Origin of the sequence: Vibrio zhanjiangensis, from assembly GCF_030161235.1 — a bacterium.
GTDB lineage: Bacteria > Pseudomonadota > Gammaproteobacteria > Enterobacterales > Vibrionaceae > Vibrio > Vibrio zhanjiangensis.
The window spans coordinates 16049-36288 of the sequence record NZ_BSPW01000084.1 but is presented as its reverse complement, the minus strand read 5'-3'; the positions used below and the strand labels follow the sequence as shown (position 1 = coordinate 36288).

General features: G+C 43.3%; 19 protein-coding genes. 5 read left to right on the top strand and 14 right to left on the bottom strand.

Features of this window, described 5'->3' with window-relative positions:
• Positions 1-65 precede the first annotated feature (65 nt).
• Positions 66-905, top strand: coding sequence for a hypothetical protein (locus QQK21_RS18535; protein ID WP_284193664.1), 840 nt, complete (start codon positions 66-68; stop codon positions 903-905).
• A 180-nt stretch (positions 906-1085) separates the two neighbouring features.
• Complete coding sequence (locus tag QQK21_RS18530; protein ID WP_284193663.1) at positions 1086-2240, top strand: DUF418 domain-containing protein; 1155 nt, start codon at positions 1086-1088, stop codon at positions 2238-2240.
• A gap of 343 nt (positions 2241-2583) precedes the next feature.
• Here the strand turns inward: QQK21_RS18530 and QQK21_RS18525 are convergent, their stop codons facing one another.
• From QQK21_RS18525 to nrdD, 3 genes are all read right to left on the bottom strand, one after another.
• Positions 2584-2916 carry a hypothetical protein gene (locus QQK21_RS18525; protein ID WP_284193662.1) on the bottom strand — a complete coding sequence of 111 codons (333 nt, stop codon included), beginning with the start codon at positions 2914-2916 and terminating at the stop codon, positions 2584-2586.
• A gap of 138 nt (positions 2917-3054) precedes the next feature.
• Entirely contained in the window at positions 3055-3573 is a 519-nt protein-coding gene (gene nrdG, locus QQK21_RS18520) for an anaerobic ribonucleoside-triphosphate reductase-activating protein (RefSeq protein WP_284193661.1), read from the bottom strand.
• Between the two features lie 3 nt (positions 3574-3576).
• Positions 3577-5697 carry an anaerobic ribonucleoside-triphosphate reductase gene (nrdD, locus tag QQK21_RS18515; protein WP_284193660.1) on the bottom strand — a complete coding sequence of 707 codons (2121 nt, stop codon included), beginning with the start codon at positions 5695-5697 and terminating at the stop codon, positions 3577-3579.
• A 285-nt stretch (positions 5698-5982) separates the two neighbouring features.
• Here nrdD and QQK21_RS18510 point away from each other — a divergent pair, with 285 nt between their 5' ends.
• Positions 5983-6879, top strand: a complete 897-nt coding sequence (locus tag QQK21_RS18510) for an endonuclease/exonuclease/phosphatase family protein (RefSeq protein ID WP_284193659.1) — start codon at positions 5983-5985, stop codon at positions 6877-6879.
• 6 nt (positions 6880-6885) lie between these two features.
• Here QQK21_RS18510 and QQK21_RS18505 read toward each other — a convergent pair whose 3' ends face one another.
• From QQK21_RS18505 to QQK21_RS18485, 5 genes are all read right to left on the bottom strand, one after another.
• A complete protein-coding gene (locus QQK21_RS18505) occupies positions 6886-7311 on the bottom strand; it encodes a YeeE/YedE family protein (RefSeq protein ID WP_284193658.1) in 426 nt (141 codons plus the stop codon).
• Positions 7308-7730: a YeeE/YedE family protein gene (locus QQK21_RS18500; RefSeq protein ID WP_284193657.1), complete on the bottom strand. Its 423-nt coding sequence runs from the start codon at positions 7728-7730 to the stop codon at positions 7308-7310. The genes QQK21_RS18505 and QQK21_RS18500 overlap by 4 nt, the downstream gene beginning before the upstream one ends.
• Before the next feature lie 284 nt (positions 7731-8014).
• A complete protein-coding gene (locus QQK21_RS18495) occupies positions 8015-8833 on the bottom strand; it encodes a substrate-binding periplasmic protein (RefSeq protein WP_284193656.1) in 819 nt (272 codons plus the stop codon).
• A gap of 174 nt (positions 8834-9007) precedes the next feature.
• Entirely contained in the window at positions 9008-10093 is a 1086-nt protein-coding gene (locus QQK21_RS18490; protein WP_431313142.1) for a tetratricopeptide repeat protein, read from the bottom strand.
• Between the two features lie 10 nt (positions 10094-10103).
• Positions 10104-11426: an anaerobic sulfatase maturase gene (locus QQK21_RS18485; RefSeq protein WP_284193655.1), complete on the bottom strand. Its 1323-nt coding sequence runs from the start codon at positions 11424-11426 to the stop codon at positions 10104-10106.
• A gap of 176 nt (positions 11427-11602) precedes the next feature.
• Between QQK21_RS18485 and QQK21_RS18480 the strand changes: the two genes are divergently transcribed.
• Together QQK21_RS18480 and QQK21_RS18475 are read left to right on the top strand one after the other, a co-directional pair.
• The gene (locus tag QQK21_RS18480) at positions 11603-12391 is read left to right on the top strand and encodes a formylglycine-generating enzyme family protein (RefSeq protein ID WP_284193654.1); all 789 of its coding nucleotides are present in this window, start codon (positions 11603-11605) and stop codon (positions 12389-12391) included.
• 140 nt (positions 12392-12531) lie between these two features.
• Complete coding sequence (locus QQK21_RS18475; protein WP_284193653.1) at positions 12532-13512, top strand: HAD family hydrolase; 981 nt, start codon at positions 12532-12534, stop codon at positions 13510-13512.
• A 58-nt stretch (positions 13513-13570) separates the two neighbouring features.
• Here QQK21_RS18475 and QQK21_RS18470 read toward each other — a convergent pair whose 3' ends face one another.
• The 6 genes from QQK21_RS18470 to QQK21_RS18445 form a co-directional block, all read right to left on the bottom strand.
• Positions 13571-14479, bottom strand: a complete 909-nt coding sequence (locus QQK21_RS18470) for a LysR family transcriptional regulator (RefSeq protein WP_284193652.1) — start codon at positions 14477-14479, stop codon at positions 13571-13573.
• 145 nt (positions 14480-14624) lie between these two features.
• A complete protein-coding gene (locus QQK21_RS18465) occupies positions 14625-15932 on the bottom strand; it encodes a hypothetical protein (protein ID WP_284193651.1) in 1308 nt (435 codons plus the stop codon).
• Positions 15929-17647: a vWA domain-containing protein gene (locus QQK21_RS18460; protein ID WP_284193650.1), complete on the bottom strand. Its 1719-nt coding sequence runs from the start codon at positions 17645-17647 to the stop codon at positions 15929-15931. Before QQK21_RS18460 ends, QQK21_RS18465 begins: the two co-directional genes overlap by 4 nt.
• The gene (locus QQK21_RS18455) at positions 17640-18740 is read right to left on the bottom strand and encodes a vWA domain-containing protein (RefSeq protein WP_284193649.1); all 1101 of its coding nucleotides are present in this window, start codon (positions 18738-18740) and stop codon (positions 17640-17642) included. The genes QQK21_RS18460 and QQK21_RS18455 overlap by 8 nt, the downstream gene beginning before the upstream one ends.
• Positions 18733-19275, bottom strand: coding sequence for a DUF4381 domain-containing protein (locus tag QQK21_RS18450; protein ID WP_284193648.1), 543 nt, complete (start codon positions 19273-19275; stop codon positions 18733-18735). Before QQK21_RS18450 ends, QQK21_RS18455 begins: the two co-directional genes overlap by 8 nt.
• A complete protein-coding gene (locus QQK21_RS18445) occupies positions 19276-20238 on the bottom strand; it encodes a DUF58 domain-containing protein (protein WP_284193647.1) in 963 nt (320 codons plus the stop codon).
• Between the last annotated feature and the right edge of the window lie 2 nt (positions 20239-20240).

The following is a 20240-nucleotide window of genomic DNA, read 5'->3' as shown; positions in this document are numbered from 1 at the left end:
GCAGCTGGAGTGCTAGTAACAAATAACTATACTAAAATTCAGATTCCTAGGCAGAGACTCCCGTTATGAAGGTATATTTTTTATTGCTGCTGAGCGTGCTCTCCAGCGCTATTTTTGCCAGAGAAATACGCTACCCAAACCTTGACGGTATTGGAGAACAATCGATTGGCCTTGCCATGTTGAAACTGGCGATTGAAAAGTCAGGTGCCGATATGACTGCCGTGGTGGACTCTAATGAAGTCAATCAAAACCGTGCTCGGCAACTGGTCGAAAACGGCCAGCTCGATATTTTTGATACCGGTTTTGACGAAACACTCGATGGACGTTTTAAGCCTATTTATTTACCTATTGACTTAGGCCTAACGGGTTGGCGATTGTTTATCATCCACCAAGATACTCAGGCCAAGGTAGAAAATGTGAAAGATGTGTCGCAACTCAGTCAGTTTGTTATGGGTCAGGGTCAAGGTTGGGGAGACATTCGAATTTTGGAAGCTGCAGGACTGAAAGTCACTACCGCACCGCGTATTGAAATACTAATCAAAATGGTCGGTGGGAAACGATTTGACTTGTTTCCTTTGGGGGCAACAGAAGTCCATCAATTTTTGCAAACGTACCGAGGCAATCAAACACAGTTAATGGTCGAAAATCAATTAGTCTTGATATATCCCTATGGTCGATTTTTCTATATACGCAATGAAGACCAAGAATTGGCCGCAGTAATGAACAAGGGCTTAGAAGCTGCATTTGAAGACGGTAGTCTGCAGCAATTGTTGATAAATCACCCATTTTCAAGCGATGCCTTTACGAAAGCAAACCTTGCAGAACGAACTCACATTCGTATTCCTAGCCCAACGCTGACTGAAGGTTTTAAAGCTATCGACAATAAGTGGTGGTATGTACCATAAGTTAATAAATTGGCCTTTGATATTCACCTCATTATTAGTATCAAGTCGTTTACAATTTGTGCAAAAATAACGACTCTCACTCATTGCAAGCTATTAAAGCTATATTACTGATAGTATGTAGGAAAGTATCGCTTCCAAAGGATGATGACCTTCAGAAGAAAATTCTTGAAAGGTGAGGGAATGACGGATAACCGTGACGGCAGAATCGATGCCATCGATATGCTGCGAGGCTTTGCTCTTGTCGGCATATTAATGGCCAATATTTTATGGCATAGCGGATTTTTAGATAGCCCAATGTCTGTCCGTATAGAGCGGCTTAACGTTACATTTTTAGATCAAGCGCTGCTCTTTTTCACCCGTTTATTTGTTCACGGAAAATTCTATTACATTTATTCCCTCTTATTTGGGCTCGGATTCTACATTCTTTACAGCAGATACAAAGGAAACGAACGGGTCTTTCCTTATTACTTCGTCAAAAGACAGAGCATTTTATTTCTAATCGGCTGTATTCATGCGCTGTTTATTTGGTGGGGCGATATTCTGAGGTACTATGCCATCTTAGGTGTATTACTGATGCTGGTGCGTGACTGGTCCACTCGCTCTCTACTGATCCTATCAGCAACCCTTCTATTGCTGCCTGTGGCGCAGGACATTGCCAAATATTATGGCATTTCGACACCCACGATAGATCTCGCCCATGGTTTTAAAAAAAGTCAGCTCTATTCGCTCTATCAGCAAGGGGAGTGGTTTTCTGCTAACTTTCAGAGGCTTATCTTTGCAATAGAGAGCAACTTTAATACCGGACGTTTGTACAAAAGTACCTCCATGTTTCTTTTAGGTTATTGCTTTGGACGCACTGAGTTTTTCTCATCCAGCGATGCTAAACAGCGCATGAAAGTCCAGCTTATGATCGCCGCTATTATTGTAGCTTTTCCTGCTGGAATACTAAAAGCCATGATGCAATACACAGCGATTTCAATAAAGCCTGAATTGAGAAGTATTGCCTTAGAGCTTTTATATCTGATATCGGTCACGGGTATGGCACTTGGGTATGCGGCGGCTATCGCTTATTTTTCTGAACACTTAAAAAGGGCAAAACTCGGCAATGCTTTTTGTATATTAGGGCGCTTACCTCTAACCAACTACCTGATGCAGTCATTGATTGGCTTACTATTGTTCCATGCAACTGGTTTGTTCTCCAAGCTATCATTGAGCTGGGTTTATCTGATTGCACTCGCCATCATTCTCGGTCAGCTACTTTTTTCACACCATTGGCTGAAAAGCCACAAAACCGGCCCAATAGAAGAAATCTGGCGAAAACTTGCCAGCCAGTAAGCCGCCAAATCTTTGATTGAGAGATTTTCAATAAATAGTGTAGATATTGATACATAATAAAAAGGCCTCGCATGTAGCAAGGTCTGGGAGTTGAGGTTTAGCTGGGCACACTGCCAAGAATAGGAATGTGTTCCTAACATTCTACTCCCTAAAATAGTGTTTTGCTGCCTTTTCCCATCCATATTGTTGAATTGAGTTCCACTCAATGTTTTCAGTCTCAAAACCTTCTTCAAGACTAAGGAAACTTTTCGCCTTTTCACTGGCTTCTATTAATATCAGAAGAAATTGTATTATTGTGAATATGGATTACTTTACTATTGGTTAATATATATCCTGAAAATCTTTACTGTGAACGAAGCTTATATACCGTCCCTGTCATTGTTATACAATTAGGACAATCGTTAGAATTCCCCAGCTGCTGATGATCAATTATTAAAATACTTGCACCTATCTGTGCAGATTTATTGCGTAGATCATCTCGACATTGTTTTATATTGTCTGATGAAGAACGAAAGTTAAAACCAAAGTTACAAGAAATTGTACCGACTTCATCATAAGAGTCTAGCTCAGATATAGATAGGTGCTTTAAGATTTTTACTTCCTTACCTGCGTTGGATAGCGTTGTGCTAGCACACCCTAAGGTTACTGAAGAAAGAGTAAGTAGAGTTAATAGCATTAGTATTTTTTTCATTTTTATTTCAGGCGCTTGTATCTATAAAAAACGTATGCCCAATATATATTATTTTTTATAAAAAACAATATATTAGTCCATAGATATGAATCCGATGGGTGATTTTTTTAAAGTGGCATCCCCTTATTTGGACTGCGCACCAATTTTGGAAGTCTCTTCATCAACAATAGAAACAAGATCCTTCATCCAATAAATCATTTGGTTTGAGCTGCCGCGCCATTTTAAGGTAAGATCTTTTTTGTCTTGTTCAAACTTACCGTCAATAAGTACATCGACTTGCTGAGCAATAGCGCGTTGTTGACCATTGAGATCGCCTAAAGTGTAGCCCGTCCAAAGCCATATATCTTTATCAGGGCATTCTGATTTTACTCTTTGAATAAGTTCATTGATGGCGAGAAGATTTACGGGATGAAGAGGGTCTCCGCCAGATAAAGACAGTCCTCGGCGGTAAATTCGACTGTCTTTGAGATCAGCAATAATGGTGTCTTGAAGTGCTTGAGTAAAAGGCTGCCCAGAGTCTGGGCGCCAAGTTGACTGGTTATAGCAACCTCGACATTGATGCTCACAGCCTGAAACGAACAAAGTGCAGCGCGTTCCCTCACCGTTAACCACATCCACTGGGTAATAGGCGTGATAGTTCATGGCTTAGAGGTGTTTCACGCGGCGAATGACCTCTTGTTGCTTGCCTACATTAAAAGGTCTTGCATCCGGGCTGCCTAAATAACCACATACTCGCCTGGTTACAGACACTGTGGAGGAATCGTGATTGCCACAGTTTGGACAGCAAAACCCCTTACTTGTGCAATCAAATTCCCCGCGATAGCCGCATTCATAGCATTCATCAATCGGTGTATTGGTGCCATAGTAAGGTACTCGTGAGTAACTGTAATCCCAAACATTTTCAAGCGCTTCAATGTTCGATTCCATATTGGGAAATTCGCCATAACAAATAAAGCCACCACTTGAAATTTCAGGGTACGCCATTTCAAAGTCAATTTTATCGTAAGGGTTAACCTTCTTTTCCACATCAAGATGAAAACTATTGGTGTAATAGCCTTTGTCCGTCACGCCTTTGATTACGCCGAATTCTTTGGCATCAATACGGCAGAAACGATGACACAAGTTTTCACTTGGTGTGGCATACAAGCTGTATCCGTAGCCTGATTCTTGAGTCCACTGGTTAACCGCCCGTTTAAGATATTTCACTATCTTGATTGCTTTCGCTTGCAGGCTAGGACTGTCAAAAAGGTGCGCCGCGGTTCCATATAAGGCGTTAATCGTCTCATGAAGGCCGATATAGCCAAGCGAAATAGACGCACGACCATGTTTAAATATGTTTGCGATAGGTTCATCACCACCGAGCCTCATTCCACATGCCCCTTCCATGTATAAAATCGGCGCAACACGAGCTTTAACATTTTCTAACCGAGCAATGCGTGTTTCTAATGCTTTGCGCGCAACGAGCAACTTATCATCGAGCAAAGTATAAAAAGTCTCTTCATTTTGCTTAGCTTGTAGGGCAATTCGCGGAAGATTCAGACTCACAACCCCCAAATTGTTACGTCCATCATGGATAAGCTCTCCGTTTTCTTGATACTCATTAAGAAAACTGCGACAACCCATCGGGGTTTTAAATGACCCTGTCACTTTCACTACTTGATCGTAGTTAAGAATATCTGGATACATACGCTTTGACGCACACTCTAACGCGAGTTGCTTGATGTGATAATTGGGATCGTTGTGACTACGGTTTAGCCCTTGTTTGATGGTAAATACTAGCTTAGGGAACACCGCCGTCTTGCGGTTTTTTCCAAGACCTGCCAAGCGATTTTTTAATATGGCTTGCTGAATCATACAAGATGCCCAGCAAGTACCTAAACCAAAGCCAAAGGTGACAAAAGGCGTTTGTCCATTGGCGGTATGCAAAGTGTTTACTTCATACTCCAAAGATTGGAATGAATCAAAACATTCTTTTTCTGTACGATTTTTTGCAAAGCGTTGTGCATCTTCTATTCCCCATTCTTTTGCCACCACAAGATGCTTGTGGTAACTTGCCATAACATAGGGTGCAAGCACTTCATCAATACGATTTACTGTCGTACCACCGTAAATATGGCTCGCAACTTGAGCAATAATTTGTGCTGTGACCGCAGTGGCTGTGGAAATTGACTTAGGGGTGTCAATTTCAGCATTACCCATTTTGAAACCGTGAGTCAGCATGCCTTTTAAATCAATCAGCATACAGTTAAACATGGGGAAAAATGGAGCGTAATCCAGATCATGATAGTGAATATCGCCGAGTTCATGTGCGGTAACGATATCACGTGGGAGAATGCGAGTTTTGGCATAATGCTTCGCCATGATTCCCGCCAGCAAATCTCTCTGCGTAGGAATAACTTTGCCATCCTTATTGGCATTTTCGTTGATCAAATCAACGTTACTCTCGGCAATTAAACCCTCGATTTCTCGTGTCAGAACACTTTGTTTTTCTCTCGCAACATCACGATCATGGCGATATTCAATATAGGCTCGAGCAAGGGCTGGATAGGGCCCCTGCATCAATGTATTTTCAACTTGAGTCTGAATCTCTGCAATATTAACGTGCTGATGTTCATTCAATTGCGTTTCTACCGCTAGCGCAACATTCAGTGCGTAAACCGCCACCTCTTTACTGCTACTCTCATCCGCAGCTTCAATGGCTGATTGAATACGCCCGCGACAAAATGGCACCTTGGAACCATCACGTTTGATTACAATTGGCTTCACCGTTTCTCCTTAATTTCGGCCCACTAGAAGATCGTTAAATTCACAATATAAAGGAACATTTAACATCAACAGCACCACATGTTGTGGTGAATTTAACGAGACTTGGTAAATGCATGTATTGACGTCGATCAACAAACTTCTGCGCTTGGTGAACAACACACCGATCTTTCTGGCTGAGATCGCAAGTTAGTGAAAAATCATGATCTGAGTTTGAAGCGTTTATCACTGAATCAGGTGTGATTTCATATAAACTATGCTGTTTTGGCGTGATGAATCTATTTTTGTATGACTATAAGCCGCCCTAATTGGCAGAACTATACCTTTGCATTGATTCTCTTTTTCGTATCGAGCGCGATTGCCGCCGCTCCTCTTGCAGTGACAACTTGGAATATAGAGTGGTTAACCACTAAACCATCAGAGCAGTTTGTTCAGTCAAAACGCAAACAAGCCGACTTTGATGCACTTGCCAAACATTTTGCCACCATAGGTACAGATGTTCTGGCCTTTCAAGAAGTTAATGACTTGGAGGCGATTGGTAAAGTGGTCGGCAAAGACTATGATATTTACCTATCTGAACGTGCAAATACCAAGTATCAGAAACAACAATTTAATGATATAAACCAATATACTGGCTTTGCGGTACGCAAGGGAATTCACTATAAAAATCAGACGGATCTCAGGCTTGATCCACGAGAAAACAGTAAACTTAGATTTGCCGCTTATGCTATCATCACGGTCAATCAAAGATCGCCTATACATGTATTGTCGGTACATCTTAAAGCACGTTGCAGCGGAGCATACAACAGCAGCAAAGATTGCCAAGTTCTGAAATCTCAGGGAAAAGTGCTCAACCAATGGATTCTAGAACGCGAAAAAGCCAAGCAGCAATATATGGTTTTGGGTGATTTTAACCATAACCTTGGCTACCAAGGCGACTGGCTATGGCGAGACATTGCCCAATTTTCTTCTGCCAAGCTAGCTACACGTTCTACACAAGCGAGTTGCAAGGTGCGTTCTAGGCATCAACCGAAACGACTTCATCAATTCCGCTCTTTGATCGACCATATAATCGTTAGTGACGATCTTTCCTTCAGCCCACCAAAACAAGTGGCATTTCCCAGCGAACAGGTTCTTAACTACCATTTAAGTGATCACTGCCCCTTGAAAACATCGCTTAATTGAACGAGCTTAACCTCGCGTTAAGCGTTTAGCCAGCAAAGAGCCGATTATCATTGCAACAATAAATATAGCGATATCTAGATTACCAAAACCTAAGCTTGCCACAGCAGGTCCTGGACAGATTCCCACCAGTCCCCAACCGACGCCAAATATTCCCGCGCCAACTATTAGACGAGTGTCTATGGTCTTGTTGGGTGTAAAGCAATACGTCGCCCCTGACCAAGCATGTGTTTTGTGTTTTAGCCAAAGATGATAAGCAGGTGTGTACACTGCTAACGCCCCACCTAATACAAACGCCAAACTGGGGTCCCATTGCCCTGTAATGTTCAGAAAACCAATAACCTTATCAGGGTCAATCATACCTGAAAGCGTCATCCCCAACCCAAACAATAACCCACTAATGAAGATAGACATTTTAACCCATGCTTGCGTCATAACTTTATCTCTATAGTCAGCCACACTGTTATGATGGCAACCAAAATAAATGTACCGGTTGCGAGCAAGGAGCGAAGCGATAAACGCCCAATTCCACATATTCCATGCCCACTTGTGCAGCCATTCGCCAATCGGGTCCCAAAACCAACCAGAAATCCCCCCAAAACAAGTATATAAATGGGAATACTATTGGTGTCAGGTGCTTGAATCCCCATAGTGATTAAGCCAACCAGACCTCCTATTACAAGGCCTGACAAAAATAGAACTCGCCAAATGATGTCCCCTTTGGTCGGGGACAACAAACCGTTAATAATCCCACTAATCCCTGCCACTTTTCCACTAACCAAGAGCAAAAACGCAGCCGATAAACCTAGTAAGCCACCACCAATTAAGGAAAGCCATGGTATGTCATTCGTCATGTATTACACCTTTGTTTGCCACCCTGTGTCGCTCTACAGAATTTTGCCTTCCACTAAATAAGCATTTACTAATATACTAAGTGCTCACTCTAAGTTAGTCAACGACTAAAAGTTAATACAATTCAATGGATAGATAGGAGTTTAGGATGTATATGATGGTACTCATCTTCCGAGTCTACCATTTATCCAGTGAAGCGCGCTTTATTGATGATCATCTATAGTTTTTAACTTTATTCAACGGTGCTAGTACATGTCAGGGGCGTCGCCCCTGAACAAATTTGGCATTACCGTGCAATATCGTATTTATCGAGCACATCGTCGGTTAATGGCGGTGGCAAAATACTCCATGGTGTGAGCAAACCATCTAAATACCCTGACTGAGAGAAAAGTTTTAGCGCAGCTTGATTAAAGCGCTTAACTAAGTTGATGTCTGTTTTTTCTTTTGGAAATGCAACAAAATACAACAGCTCTTTGTCTTTCCATGCATAGCGAATGTCTTCGTTCAACTCTTTCGCTCGATACATAGTCACCGCCTTATTGTTGTAGATTGCATCGATTCGACCATGGTTGACCATTTTAACCAATTGTCCTTTAGGATCGGTTTGCAGTTTGATTGTTATCGGCTTTAGACCATCCTGTTCCATCTTTGCTTGCAGCTTATCAAGAGACTTCGACGTATTTGATGGACCGAATACGCCAACATGAAATCCCTGCATATCTGACAAACCTGATATCTGTGTTTGGTTCTTGTTAGACACGAACACACCATACTCTGTCAGCATAAATGGTACTGAAAAGTACAACGTTTTTGCTCGCTCAGCATTCCACCCATAAGGAAAGCCACCGGTGACTTCACCATTTGCAACCTTCATTTTGAGACGACGATTCGGTACCATTTCAAAAGTGCAAGGTTCATTCATTTCCTTACATATATCTTTAATAATTCCAACAAAAGGACCGGAGACCTCCCCACTCTGATCTTGCTGCGAGAAAGGTGGAAAGTTAAAGGTTGAAAAGTCTAATGCGTATGAAGGAAACACAGCCACAAGACATGTGCCCATCATAACCCGAGAAAACATTGCTGCTATACGTTGAACTACCATCCTTAGTTACCCTATTCAATCAACTAGTGATTTTAGTATAGCCATCTCTCAGATTTTGACGAACGTGATTTAGGTATTACAATGCCATAACTCATTCAATACATTAGTAAATAAGCACTATAGGATATAAGTAAACAACCGTAAGCGAATCACCGATGAGATCGTCTAACTACACTACTTAGTGGCACTTTTTAATCCATCAATGACAGATTGAGGCGCTAGCTTTGCTAATTCACTTAAGCACTGATCCGTTTTAGGATTGTTATAACGGATATAGATATCACATACTGCATAAAGCTGCTCTGGTGCGCCAGAAATCAAATATGCATGTTCGAACGACTGCACAGACTGGTCCAAATCATATTCTTCCTGTAACACTCCATTTAAATACCAATAATAACTATTATCCTCCGCCATCTTTGCTGCCTGCTCCATTTCTTCGGCGGCCCTTCTCTTATCATCAAGTCTTACTAATGCAAGCGATTTGGAATAATGCAGAGCAGCGTTGTCAGGATTGAATATGATCGCTTTATTCAAAGTTTGGATTGCTTTGGTGTTTTGCCCTTGACCGCGATAGTTATCAGCTAAACTCAACCAAACCTCTGGAGTATTCGGCTGCTTTTGGATTAAAGTTTGATAGATTCTATCCGCTTGACTCCAGTCACGATGCCAGCGATAAACATCTGCAAGCAGTAACTGAGAACTCTGATCTTGCTCGGATTGTAGGTAAGTGATCAGTTCAGCTACCGGCTTTTGCAAAATCTCTTGCTGCTTGGGACCTAGATTTGAATAATCCCGTACTAAGTTAGTTGCGGCAGCAATTCGTACCTTAGCCTCACTGTCATTTAGTAGCGGCTCAATAATACGCCAACGATGTTCAATAGAGTAAGGAGCGGCACCGACAATGGCCGCTTCTCGAATATTGGTGTTATTGTCTTGTAAACTACGCACGACAGCCACAAGTGCATTTTGACTGGGATAATTGGCCAGCTCATGAAGCGCCTCAATGCGTTTTTCTTGAGGTTGCTTGATATCCTGTGCTTGATAAGACAGTCGAGTAACTCTTTGCTGTGGCGTCACATTCTGTGCTTTTTCATCTGAGATACCCATAACCTCTTGCTCCGACAGCATAGGACTTTGGTTACTGGCCGCAGAAGTTTGCATAAACGACATCCCCATAATAGCAACCAGAAGCATCTTAGAAGATAAACCGCTATAAAGAGGAACATACCGCTTAGTGCCTTTTGCTAACATTTTCATCAACCCCACCTTAAAACTTAGTTTCAAATCTTGGGTGCTTGGCAAGATGTTCGCGCAGCAAAGCATCACTATATTTTCCATGAGCGACAGGGTTACCCGTGGCACGAAGGACGTACGCAATAGCCTTGTCAGCATGAGTGAAAAACTTCTTCCAGCCTGCACACAAATAGTTCAAACCAGACTCGCCATCCTGACTGCGGACAAACCGGTTTTTCGGACACTCTCCGTAACAAGCGAATTGATAGTCACATCTTTGGCATTGCAAAGGCAATGTGCGCTTTTTAGCAAAGCCAAACTTTTGCTGCTCACGGCTGTAAGCCAATGTCTCTAATTTTTGATGATGGATATTGCCGATTTTATATTCCGGATAAACATAGTGATCGCACGAAAATACGTCACCATTGGGCTCCATGGCCAACCCTTTACCACATATCTCACCTAAGGTGCATAAAGGATTTTTCCGCCCCATCCAAGTCTCTATACTGGCTTCGAAATATTGTACAAACACTTTACCTATATCGTTTTGAATCCATTCGTCAAAGATTGCAATCAGAAAGTTTCCCCATGCTTCATCTGCCACACACCAAGGTTCAACAACGGATTCTCTATGGCCTGGAATCAAGCGTTTATCGCCTTGTTTTAACTGCTCTTGCGGCTGCCAAGTTTGAGGGGCTTTTGTGCGAAATGTTTTCTGCTCTACAATCGGAATAAACTGCATTTGCGGAGAGCGCACCTCATCTCGCAGAAAGCGGTACACTTCCAGTGGATTACGACTGGTTAGGTTGTTGACACAAGTCAAGGTGGCGAACTTGACATCATGTTTATGTAACAGCTCAACCGCATTCATCACTTGCTTAAAAGTTCCACGACCCGCACGATTGGTTCGATAGGCATTATGCAGCATTTCTGGACCATCAATACTCAGACCGACCAAGAAATTGTTCTCTTTCAAAAAGGTACACCACTCATCATTAAGTAAAGTGCCATTGGTCTGCAAATCATTGGCGATAGTGACACCAATTGGCTTGTACTGAGCCTGAAGTTCAACAATCTTTTTAAAATAGTCCAAACCCAGCATTGTCGGCTCACCACCTTGCCAAGAGAAAATGATTTCAGGTGTATTTTGACCTTCAATATACTGACGGATGTAAGCTTCTAATGTCTCATCGTCCATAATGGGTGAACAGCCTTGTTTATACTCAAGCAAGTCCTGTTTGCTGAGGTAATAGCAATAAGTGCAGTCAATGTTGCACACGGCCCCAATGGGTTTGGCCATCACATGTAAGCGTTTAGATGCTTTACCGTTGAACTGAGGCCCTTGAGTAATATGCATAAATCACCTTTATTCGATATGAAAGTCTGGCGAGCACATTTAAACCATTCCACTCTCGCCTAATTGAACTCATCATAAGTGCCATTAATGCAACAGGCTTGTTATACCCGATATAACCTTTTTTCATGGCTATTACTGCTAACCTGAGCCTTCACTTTTTGAGAGAGAACTTATCGATGACACAACTCAAAAGCCAATACCTATCTACGTTGTTTATTGTCTCATCGGGCTTTTTAGTCAGTAGCTGTGCGACTCAGCCTCCCCATCCTATTGCGGCCAATATTGACCAAACTATGGTCCTAGTAAGCGGGGGGACCTATATTCAGGGCTCGAATGACAACTTGGCAAGCAAAGCGGAAAAGCCCGCCAGAGAAGTGGCAGTGCATAGTTTCTATATGGCTAAGTTTGAGGTCACACAAGAGCTGTTTGAATCCGTCATGGGCTCCTCTCTGAGTTATTTTCAAGACCCAAATATCCCCGTAAATAACTTAAGTTGGCAACAAGCAAATTACTTTATCAATAAACTCAATCAGTTGACTGGTGAGCACTACCGGCTTCCTACCGAAGCTGAATGGGAATTTGCAGCTAAAGGTGGCAATGAGAGCCTTGGCTTCACCTATTCTGGCTCAAATAATATTGACGATGTCGCTTGGTATGCGGCCAATTCAAACAATCAAGCCCATGCTGTTGGGCAAAAACAGCCTAACGAACTCGGCCTTTATGACATGACGGGCAATGTGGGTGAATTTGTCATTGATTCGTATGACGATACTTTTTACCGATTTGGCCCAGCGGATAACCCAAACAACGCCAAAGACGAAAAGGCAGGTTTAGCGCACAAGTCTGTTCGAGGTGGAAGCTTTGCCTATGATGCAAATGAATCAGAGAATTACCGCCGAGATTTTGCCAGTCAGTCTATTATTATGTCGGACATGGGACTTCGCTTAGCTAAAGACATCGATTAGCGACACATCGATGGCTTAAGCTCCATAGCATCAATCTAACGTCTTGTTGAACGCATGAGAAACTCGCCAAATACAGAAAACCTCAAGCTTTCCATTTCTGTGTTTGCATCGATAACAACAACACATAGGTAACCAATAATATGAAAAAACGTCTCTGTACCCTAGCCGTCTTATCCGGTCTATCATTCTCCACCATGGCTTTAGATTGTGATCCAAATATACTGCCTTCATGGAAAGATGGCGCTAGCAAAAGTGAAATCACTCGATTTGTCTCCCAAGCCACCGATAAGTCGCAAAACACCTTTATCCCAGAGCAGGACCGTATTGCTGTGTTTGATAACGACGGGACACTTTGGTCAGAAAAACCCTATTATTTCCAACTCGTTTTCGCCTTCGACCAAGTCAAGTCAATGGCAAGTGCCCATCCAGAGTGGAAAACGCAGGAGCCATTCAAGTCGGTCCTGAACAACGATATACCAGGCGTTTTTAAAGGGGGTGAAAAGGCACTTTTAGACATAGTGACAGCGACACACAGTGGCATCACCGTTGACGAGTACCAAAACCGCGTGGCAACATGGCTAGAGGCGGCAAAAGATCCGCGTTTTAACAAAGCGTATACAGACCTTACCTATAAACCCATGCGTGAAATGCTCACCTACCTTCAAGACAATGGCTTCAAGACATACATTGTGTCAGGTGGTGGCGTTGATTTCATGCGAGTCTGGGCGACAGAAGTGTACAATATCCCAAGTGAGCAAATCATTGGCAGTGCACTCAAATACCAATACGACTTTAACAAGGGTAATCCAACCGTCACAAAGCTCAATGACATCTTAAGTATCGATGACAAGGCCGTGAAGGTTGAAAATATCCAACACGTCATCGGCAAAAAACCGGTACTTGCGATTGGTAATTCAGACGGCGATCAAGCCATGATGCAATGGGCCACAAGCCAGCCTAACGCTATGGCGATGATTGTGCATCATACGGATAAAGACAGAGAGTGGCAATATGATAGAGAATCAAGTGTCGGCCACCTAGATAAGGCCATGGATGAGGCCAACCAACGTGACAATTGGCACCTTATTGATATGAAAAAAGAATGGTGCACTGTTTACTAAGCTATCCGCTAAACTCCCCTTTTTTGGGGAGTTTTGATAGTAGAGCTTACCCTTCGCTCTACGATTTTTTTATCGCCTTTCCTGCCTGTTTAATTTGCAACCTCAACCATTGGTGCGCACTTTCATTGGTGCGACTCGAGTGCCAAATTGCGTACAAGTCATGAATACTGTCACTAAACGGTAAAGGCAGCGCCTTAAGGTCATAAGTTTTGGAAAAATGCTCGATGGTCGATTGTGGCAGAGTACCGATGATCTCACTGTTATTGATCACAGGTAGCATTTCCATGGCGCCTGCGGCTCGATAAACAATGTTGCGCCGCGCCAAATCTTCAATGTCTTCACCAGTGAGTAAACTGTCTCTTGCCTGCCACCGAGACACAACCGCATGCTCCTCTGCTAAAAACTGTTCAACGCTACACGATTCTTTGATACGAGGATGTTCGGCGCTGCATACCACCATTAAACGCTCTGAGAAAATTACTTCTGTTTTCAATACAGTACGCCCACGCGGGGGCAGATCTATGATCAAGTCATAGCGCTGTAAGCGCAGATCACTTTCATAATCTTTAGTAAATAAAGGGTGAACTTCCAAAGCAATGTTGGGCGCTTGCTGACGAATCTGACTCATAAGCTGTGGTACCAACTCGTAACTTGCCACCGACAAACAAGCAATCGAAAAAATTCGATTTGATACTTTAGGATCAAATCGACTTGAAGCCGATAACGTCGAGTTAAAATTCTTTAGCGCTGCTAACATTGCAGGATAAATATCAGTAGCAAAACTGGTCGGTTCGACACCCGATGTACTGCGATGAAATAAAGGCTCATCATAGATATCTCTCAGTCTAGCCAGAGCTTTGCTGACGGCAGGCTGACTAATATCCAGACGAGCTGCGGCTTTGGATAGGTTCTTTTCTTCGTATATCGCCACAAATATAGGGATAAGGTTTAAGTCTGTACTTTTCATTGTGCCAACACAAAATCGAACATGGCCTTATTCTAACCAACTGGCCCAAACATAACGACTTAAAATAAAAAAACTGCGCTGCGATACGTGTTTTGGACAGATCAATCGTTCGATTAACCCAAGATTTCTTCACTTTGTTGACAGGTCACTCGTCATCCCGATGGCTTACGAGCTTCTGGGAAAGTTTGGGCAGAGCTTTGGGAAATGCTAGCCTCTGCCGTGCGGATTTCATTCTGGAGATGGCTTTCCATAGTGATTTGAATAAACGTTTATCTTGATAGCCACCTTGAAGACGGCCGCTCAGTGTTTGCCAGTTATCTGAAGAATCTGCTTTTGTCAGCTCTAACTTATTGGTATTTATCCATAAATGTTTATACAACAGAGTCCGAGCGACGGCCCAATGCTGTTGTCTTAGCGTCTTGTGGAAAACCCACCATGATGGCATTGGGTGAGCGCGATAGTATCGACGCGCGATAATGGCTACAATAATAATGGCTGAGATTAACGTCACGCTAGCCCACAACCACCATGCGTAGGCCAGTAAAAATGACTTAAGGGTATGTTTCACAGTGAACATTTTTCCAGCAACAACCTCTGTTTCAAGCTGTTTGGTCTTGCTATTCCACCATTGAAACCTGTACTCAGGGATACGAACTTCACCACCTTGTTGGAGCACGTAAACCACTTCTTCAATGCGACTTGACTGATAATTGCCTCGAGTTTGCGTGTCTGTCAGAGTGTTGGGTTTCGAGTATGTTTGGTACTGGGGAGTCGCTTGCTTGGACAAAAGTTCCGGAAGCAACACCGAAAGGCTATCTTTGACGTCGATAGCGACACTTCGCGTAATCACATCTCCCACTTTGAGATCTTCATGTGACGTTGACCAGTTCTGTTTCAGCTTCACATCCGTTGCCGTAAACCACGGTGTGTTATCACTGAGAAGGCCCGAAGGAACACTCGCTAAAAAATGAATTGGCTTGGTATACAAAGTCCCCGTCACTTTTTCTCCATTGGGCGCTGAAACTTGAATACGGACAGGGATAGACGGAACAACAAACTTACCAGAAGATTGAGGGTAGAGAGTAACCTCCCAACGTTGCCGAGACCAAGTTTTACCTAGTTTTTTCTCAGTGTAATTGGTGGCCAGTTGATTGCGCTGCTTGACAATAACATTGGGTATTTCAATACTGCCAATACGAGTCCCGCCAGTAAACCAGCGTGGTGTAGCGACTTCAATGTATAAAATCACTTGCTCATTAACACTAAATTGGGGTGTTTTCGAGCGATTTGGTTCTTTAACTGGTTTACCTACCCATACCAAAAGCTCAACGTCATGACTACGTTCAAGATCCAGTATATCTTGTGCGCGAGCAACACTTGAAGCCATGATAGCAACAGACATCAATAGCCAAACTAGGCCGCTGGACAAACAGCATTTCAACGAAACGTTCATTGGGTTTGCTCCTTTGGCGCCGAATGAGTAGACCGTTGACGTGTTTCACGTAACTGAATCTGAAATTTAGTCCGCAAAAAGTGTTTGGGATCGGCTTCTACACGCTTTAACCATTTATCAGCAAGCGCTTGATCTGCCAGAATATCACTGGCCGATAGCGTCTCTTTAAGCAGTAGCTCCGCCGACGTTTTCTCATCGGCTCCCTCAGCCGTTTGTGGGTTTTCACCTAACTCTGTCGATGTATCGTTCTCGGTTCCAGCTTGGCTTTCACTCATTTGATTGATTTCTTGTATTATCCCATTGATAACGTGCAAGTTATGCTCTGCATCCGCGCGTAATTTTGGATGCAACTCGCCAGTCTCGACAAGAGATTGAAGTACATCCCGGGCAGCCAAATATTCTCGCTGACGCGCTAGTGCGCTGGCGGCGTTATATAATCCTATGTTTTGCATTGCTTGCGACGAACCACTCTGCATCTCCAAAAATGCGCTATGAGCAAGCTTATATTCCCCAGCATAATAGTACGCCGTGCCTTTTCTTAAAGGATCGGTAAAATGTTTAGCCGCCTCCAAATAATCATAATTATTAAACCACCGCTGACCTTGTTGGTTGGGAGTTAGCCATAAGTCCCACCACCATTGAGACACTTTATCTGACATCGTTCGCACTGCCGCTTGCTCCGTCGTCTTAGCTTTCAGTGACACCGTTTCTGCCACCGCTTTGTGAGGCAACACAATTGTGGCAGAAATAGCAGCAACCAAACACCATTGCACCAACCAGCCTCTACGAAACCACAGCAACATCAGCAAAGCTATTGGGGCCAACAATGGATACCCCATATCTTGCCATGGCATCGACGATTCACCATTGAGTTGCATGTTACGTTCTATATAGCGATTTAATGTTTCGATATCTGAGTTATCAATGGTCACCTCAATTAGGTGTCCTGAGGTTACTTTGGCAAGTGCGCTGAGAGAGCCCATGTCAACTGGGCTATTAGAGACAATATCAGTATTTCCTGCCGCCAAAATCAACAGTTGATAAGGTTTATCAGCGAAATAGGTTTGGTAAGCCTCGATGGTCGTCGGATTGACGCCATCGGTGACCAACAGTACTGTCGAGCCTAATTCACCTTTTAATTGCTGCTCAATTAGAGGTAATGCTTTTTCGGCCATTTTACCTTCAATTGGCATAATTTCAGGTGAAATAGCGCTAAGAAAAGGGGTAAATACCTTGCTATCTTGAGTAATGGGCATAGCAATATGAGCAGACCCTGCAAATACAACAAGACCCGTATTGCCACCATTTCTTCTTGACATCAAGTCTTGAATTTTATGTTTAGCTCGCTCTAAACGATTGGGAGGTAAATCGGTTTGCATCATAGAGTCGCTAGCATCCAAAATAACCAACATGGATGCTTTATCTTCTCCAAAAGGCGAAGCTTGGCGTTGCCAACTTGGTCCGGCACAAGCAATGACGGCTAATCCAATGATCACAACCAGCAGCTTAAGTGGTAATTGTCTACGCCAGCCCTGTTCACCCAACGTCAGGGCTTGGCGCAAATGTTCAGGCAATACATCCTTCCAGCTCGGCTTGTTTTCTTCTCTCCATCTTAACCACAATAAAAAAAGCATAGGGATAAACGCCAGAAGCCAAAGCGGACGAATAAAGTGAAACTGAGCCAAAAGCGGCTCTATGTTTGAGGTATCAACCATGGTGTTCACCTAAGACATTCGCCTCCTTATCTTGAGCACTGGACAATCGCTTGGGACTTAAAAGACGCTTGCGTTTTATCGTTGCGAGTGAAAATGCGGTTAAATACATCAACACAACCAAGGCAATCAGATAATGATGAATACTTTGTTTTGGTCGAAATGTGGTACTGTCATAAAGTTGTGGCTCCAATTGGCTGATTGCCATATAAGCATTGTTCAGTTCTTCTCGATTTAGTGCTTCAAACGCCTCACCGCCAGAATCCTTTGTAATGCGCGTGATCGTCTCTTGATCTAATGCATTTTCCCCAACCGTTTTAGGATTACCCATTGCAATCACATGAATACGAACACCTTTTGCTTTCGCGACTTTCGCCGCATCAATCGGCTCAACAAAACTGCCAGTATCATTGCCATCGGTCAGCACTATGGCCACCTTTTGACGATCACTTTCTCGCTTACCACGAGATTGACCGCTTTGCTGAAATACTTTTATCGCCAGTCCAATAGCATCGCCAAGATGAGTACTTTGCCCTGCCATCGCAACATCCGTTTGCTGAAGTAATTCCAGCCACACTTGTTGATCTGGAGTAAATGGTGTTTGGACAAAGGCAGCATCCCCAAAGAGAATCAAACCAAGCCGATCACCTTGGCGTGATTTAATGAAATCCGCCAGCACTTCTTTAACCGCATCAAGGCGAGTTATTGCATCGCCCGTTTTAGACATAAAATCTTGCTCGGCCATTGAACCAGACAAGTCGACAACTACCATAATATCGCGTCCTAAACTCTCGCGAACTTGCACCGGCCCCAGAATCGTTGGCTTTGCAAGAGCAGTAACCACGAGTACCCAAGAGAGTACTAAGGCTGCGCGTTGCCACCAACTCGGCGTCAGTTGGCTTGCTCCCTCTGAAGGTGTCTCACCAATCGCATTGACCAGCAATTTAAAAAAAGGCACTTTGATTGCCATTTGTTTGGTGCGATAAGCTGGCACAAAATAATAAATAGCGATCGGTAAAGGCAGAATGAGAAACCAGAATGGGTGTTCAAACTCTCCACTGGTGAGCGTAGCGATTAAGGTGAGCAACTCATTCATTTTTCTCTCCCCAAAATTGCCGAAAAGTGTTAATCAAGGATGGTTTTTTTACCATGTTGTCATGAGTGTTAACCCAGTTGATCGCACGCTCCATCAATAGCTTACGTTCTGAAGATTCCAAGGCCATATTTGGATTGAAAACACTCCTAACCCAACGTGTGCTGATATCACCATTAAATTGGACGCCATTGGGGTTTAATTCATCGAGCTTTTTTAGAAATTGCTCATCAAATAGCGGTGCATTGGTATTGTCGAGATAGATAAGAACAATTTTTAAAATCGAGAATAGCTGTTTGGTATCATTCGCATCATTTACTTGTAATTGGGCTATGGCTTGAATGGCCTCACTACGATAGCGGTTCTTCCACCAATGAGAGACAAAGCGGTATACCCCATAGAGAAACAAGACAAAGCAGAGAACCGCGAATATTTTCCAACCCGTTGTCTGAGGCCACCAACTGACGCTCTCTGGCACAGCAACATCGTGAAGATCACGTAGAATATAGGTGCTTGGAGGTGTATGAGTTTGAGCCATTTATCGTCTCCCCACCTGCTTTTTAAATTGAGCGATATGGTTACCTGAGGTATCCAGCTCGATATGAGGAAGCCTTTTCATAGCCATTAACTCGGTTAAGGATTGACGCTGCTTATCCGTTTTCTCAGCTAAACTAGCGCTTGCAACATCTACCTTGGTTTTACTGTCAAGGTTTAACTGATGACGACCATCCCCAATCACCCATTTCATTTTTCCTAAGTCTTTGGGTAAAGCTTGCTCAAGCGGATCACTGATTGTCACCGCCAACACATCGTTGTGTTGCTGAAGCTGTTTTAAATGGTCAAGATGGTGCTCTTCACAATCTCGCCAATCACTAATAATGACAAACGTTGATTGCTTAAGCTTTATTCGCTTTATCAGAGTGAGCCATTGACCAAAACTCACCTTATCTGAATTTAGGGAATGAACATTTAAGCGCTGATTTTCTTGCGACAATCGCTTCAATTGGGCGAGAAAACCATACTGTGATCGCTCAGGCTTGCTTTGGTATAACGCCTTTTCACCGGCAATAACAAACCCAACCCGATCGCCATCTTTTAATACCCGCCATCCACACATAGCGGCCAATTCAGCGGCGACAACCGACTTCATAACTTGGGTCGAAGCGAAAAACATACCGCTGCGCTGGTCGACACAAATAATCACATTACGATCTTTTTCTTCTGTGTAGCTGCGTATATGTGGCTTACCGGTACGCAGAGTCACTTTCCAATCGAGATGACGAATATCGTCCCCGATTTGATAGTGGCGTAATTCTTCAAAATTCAACCCACGACCGCGAAAAAGCGATTGATGCCGCCCTGAAAGCGCACTACCAGAATTCAAATGAGGCAATAGACTGAACGATTCTACTTGCGCTTGCAAACGGACCAAGCGCGCATATTCACAATACAAGCGAGGATCAAGACCTTGCGCCTGAGGAGCCATTTTTGGCTGTGCCATAC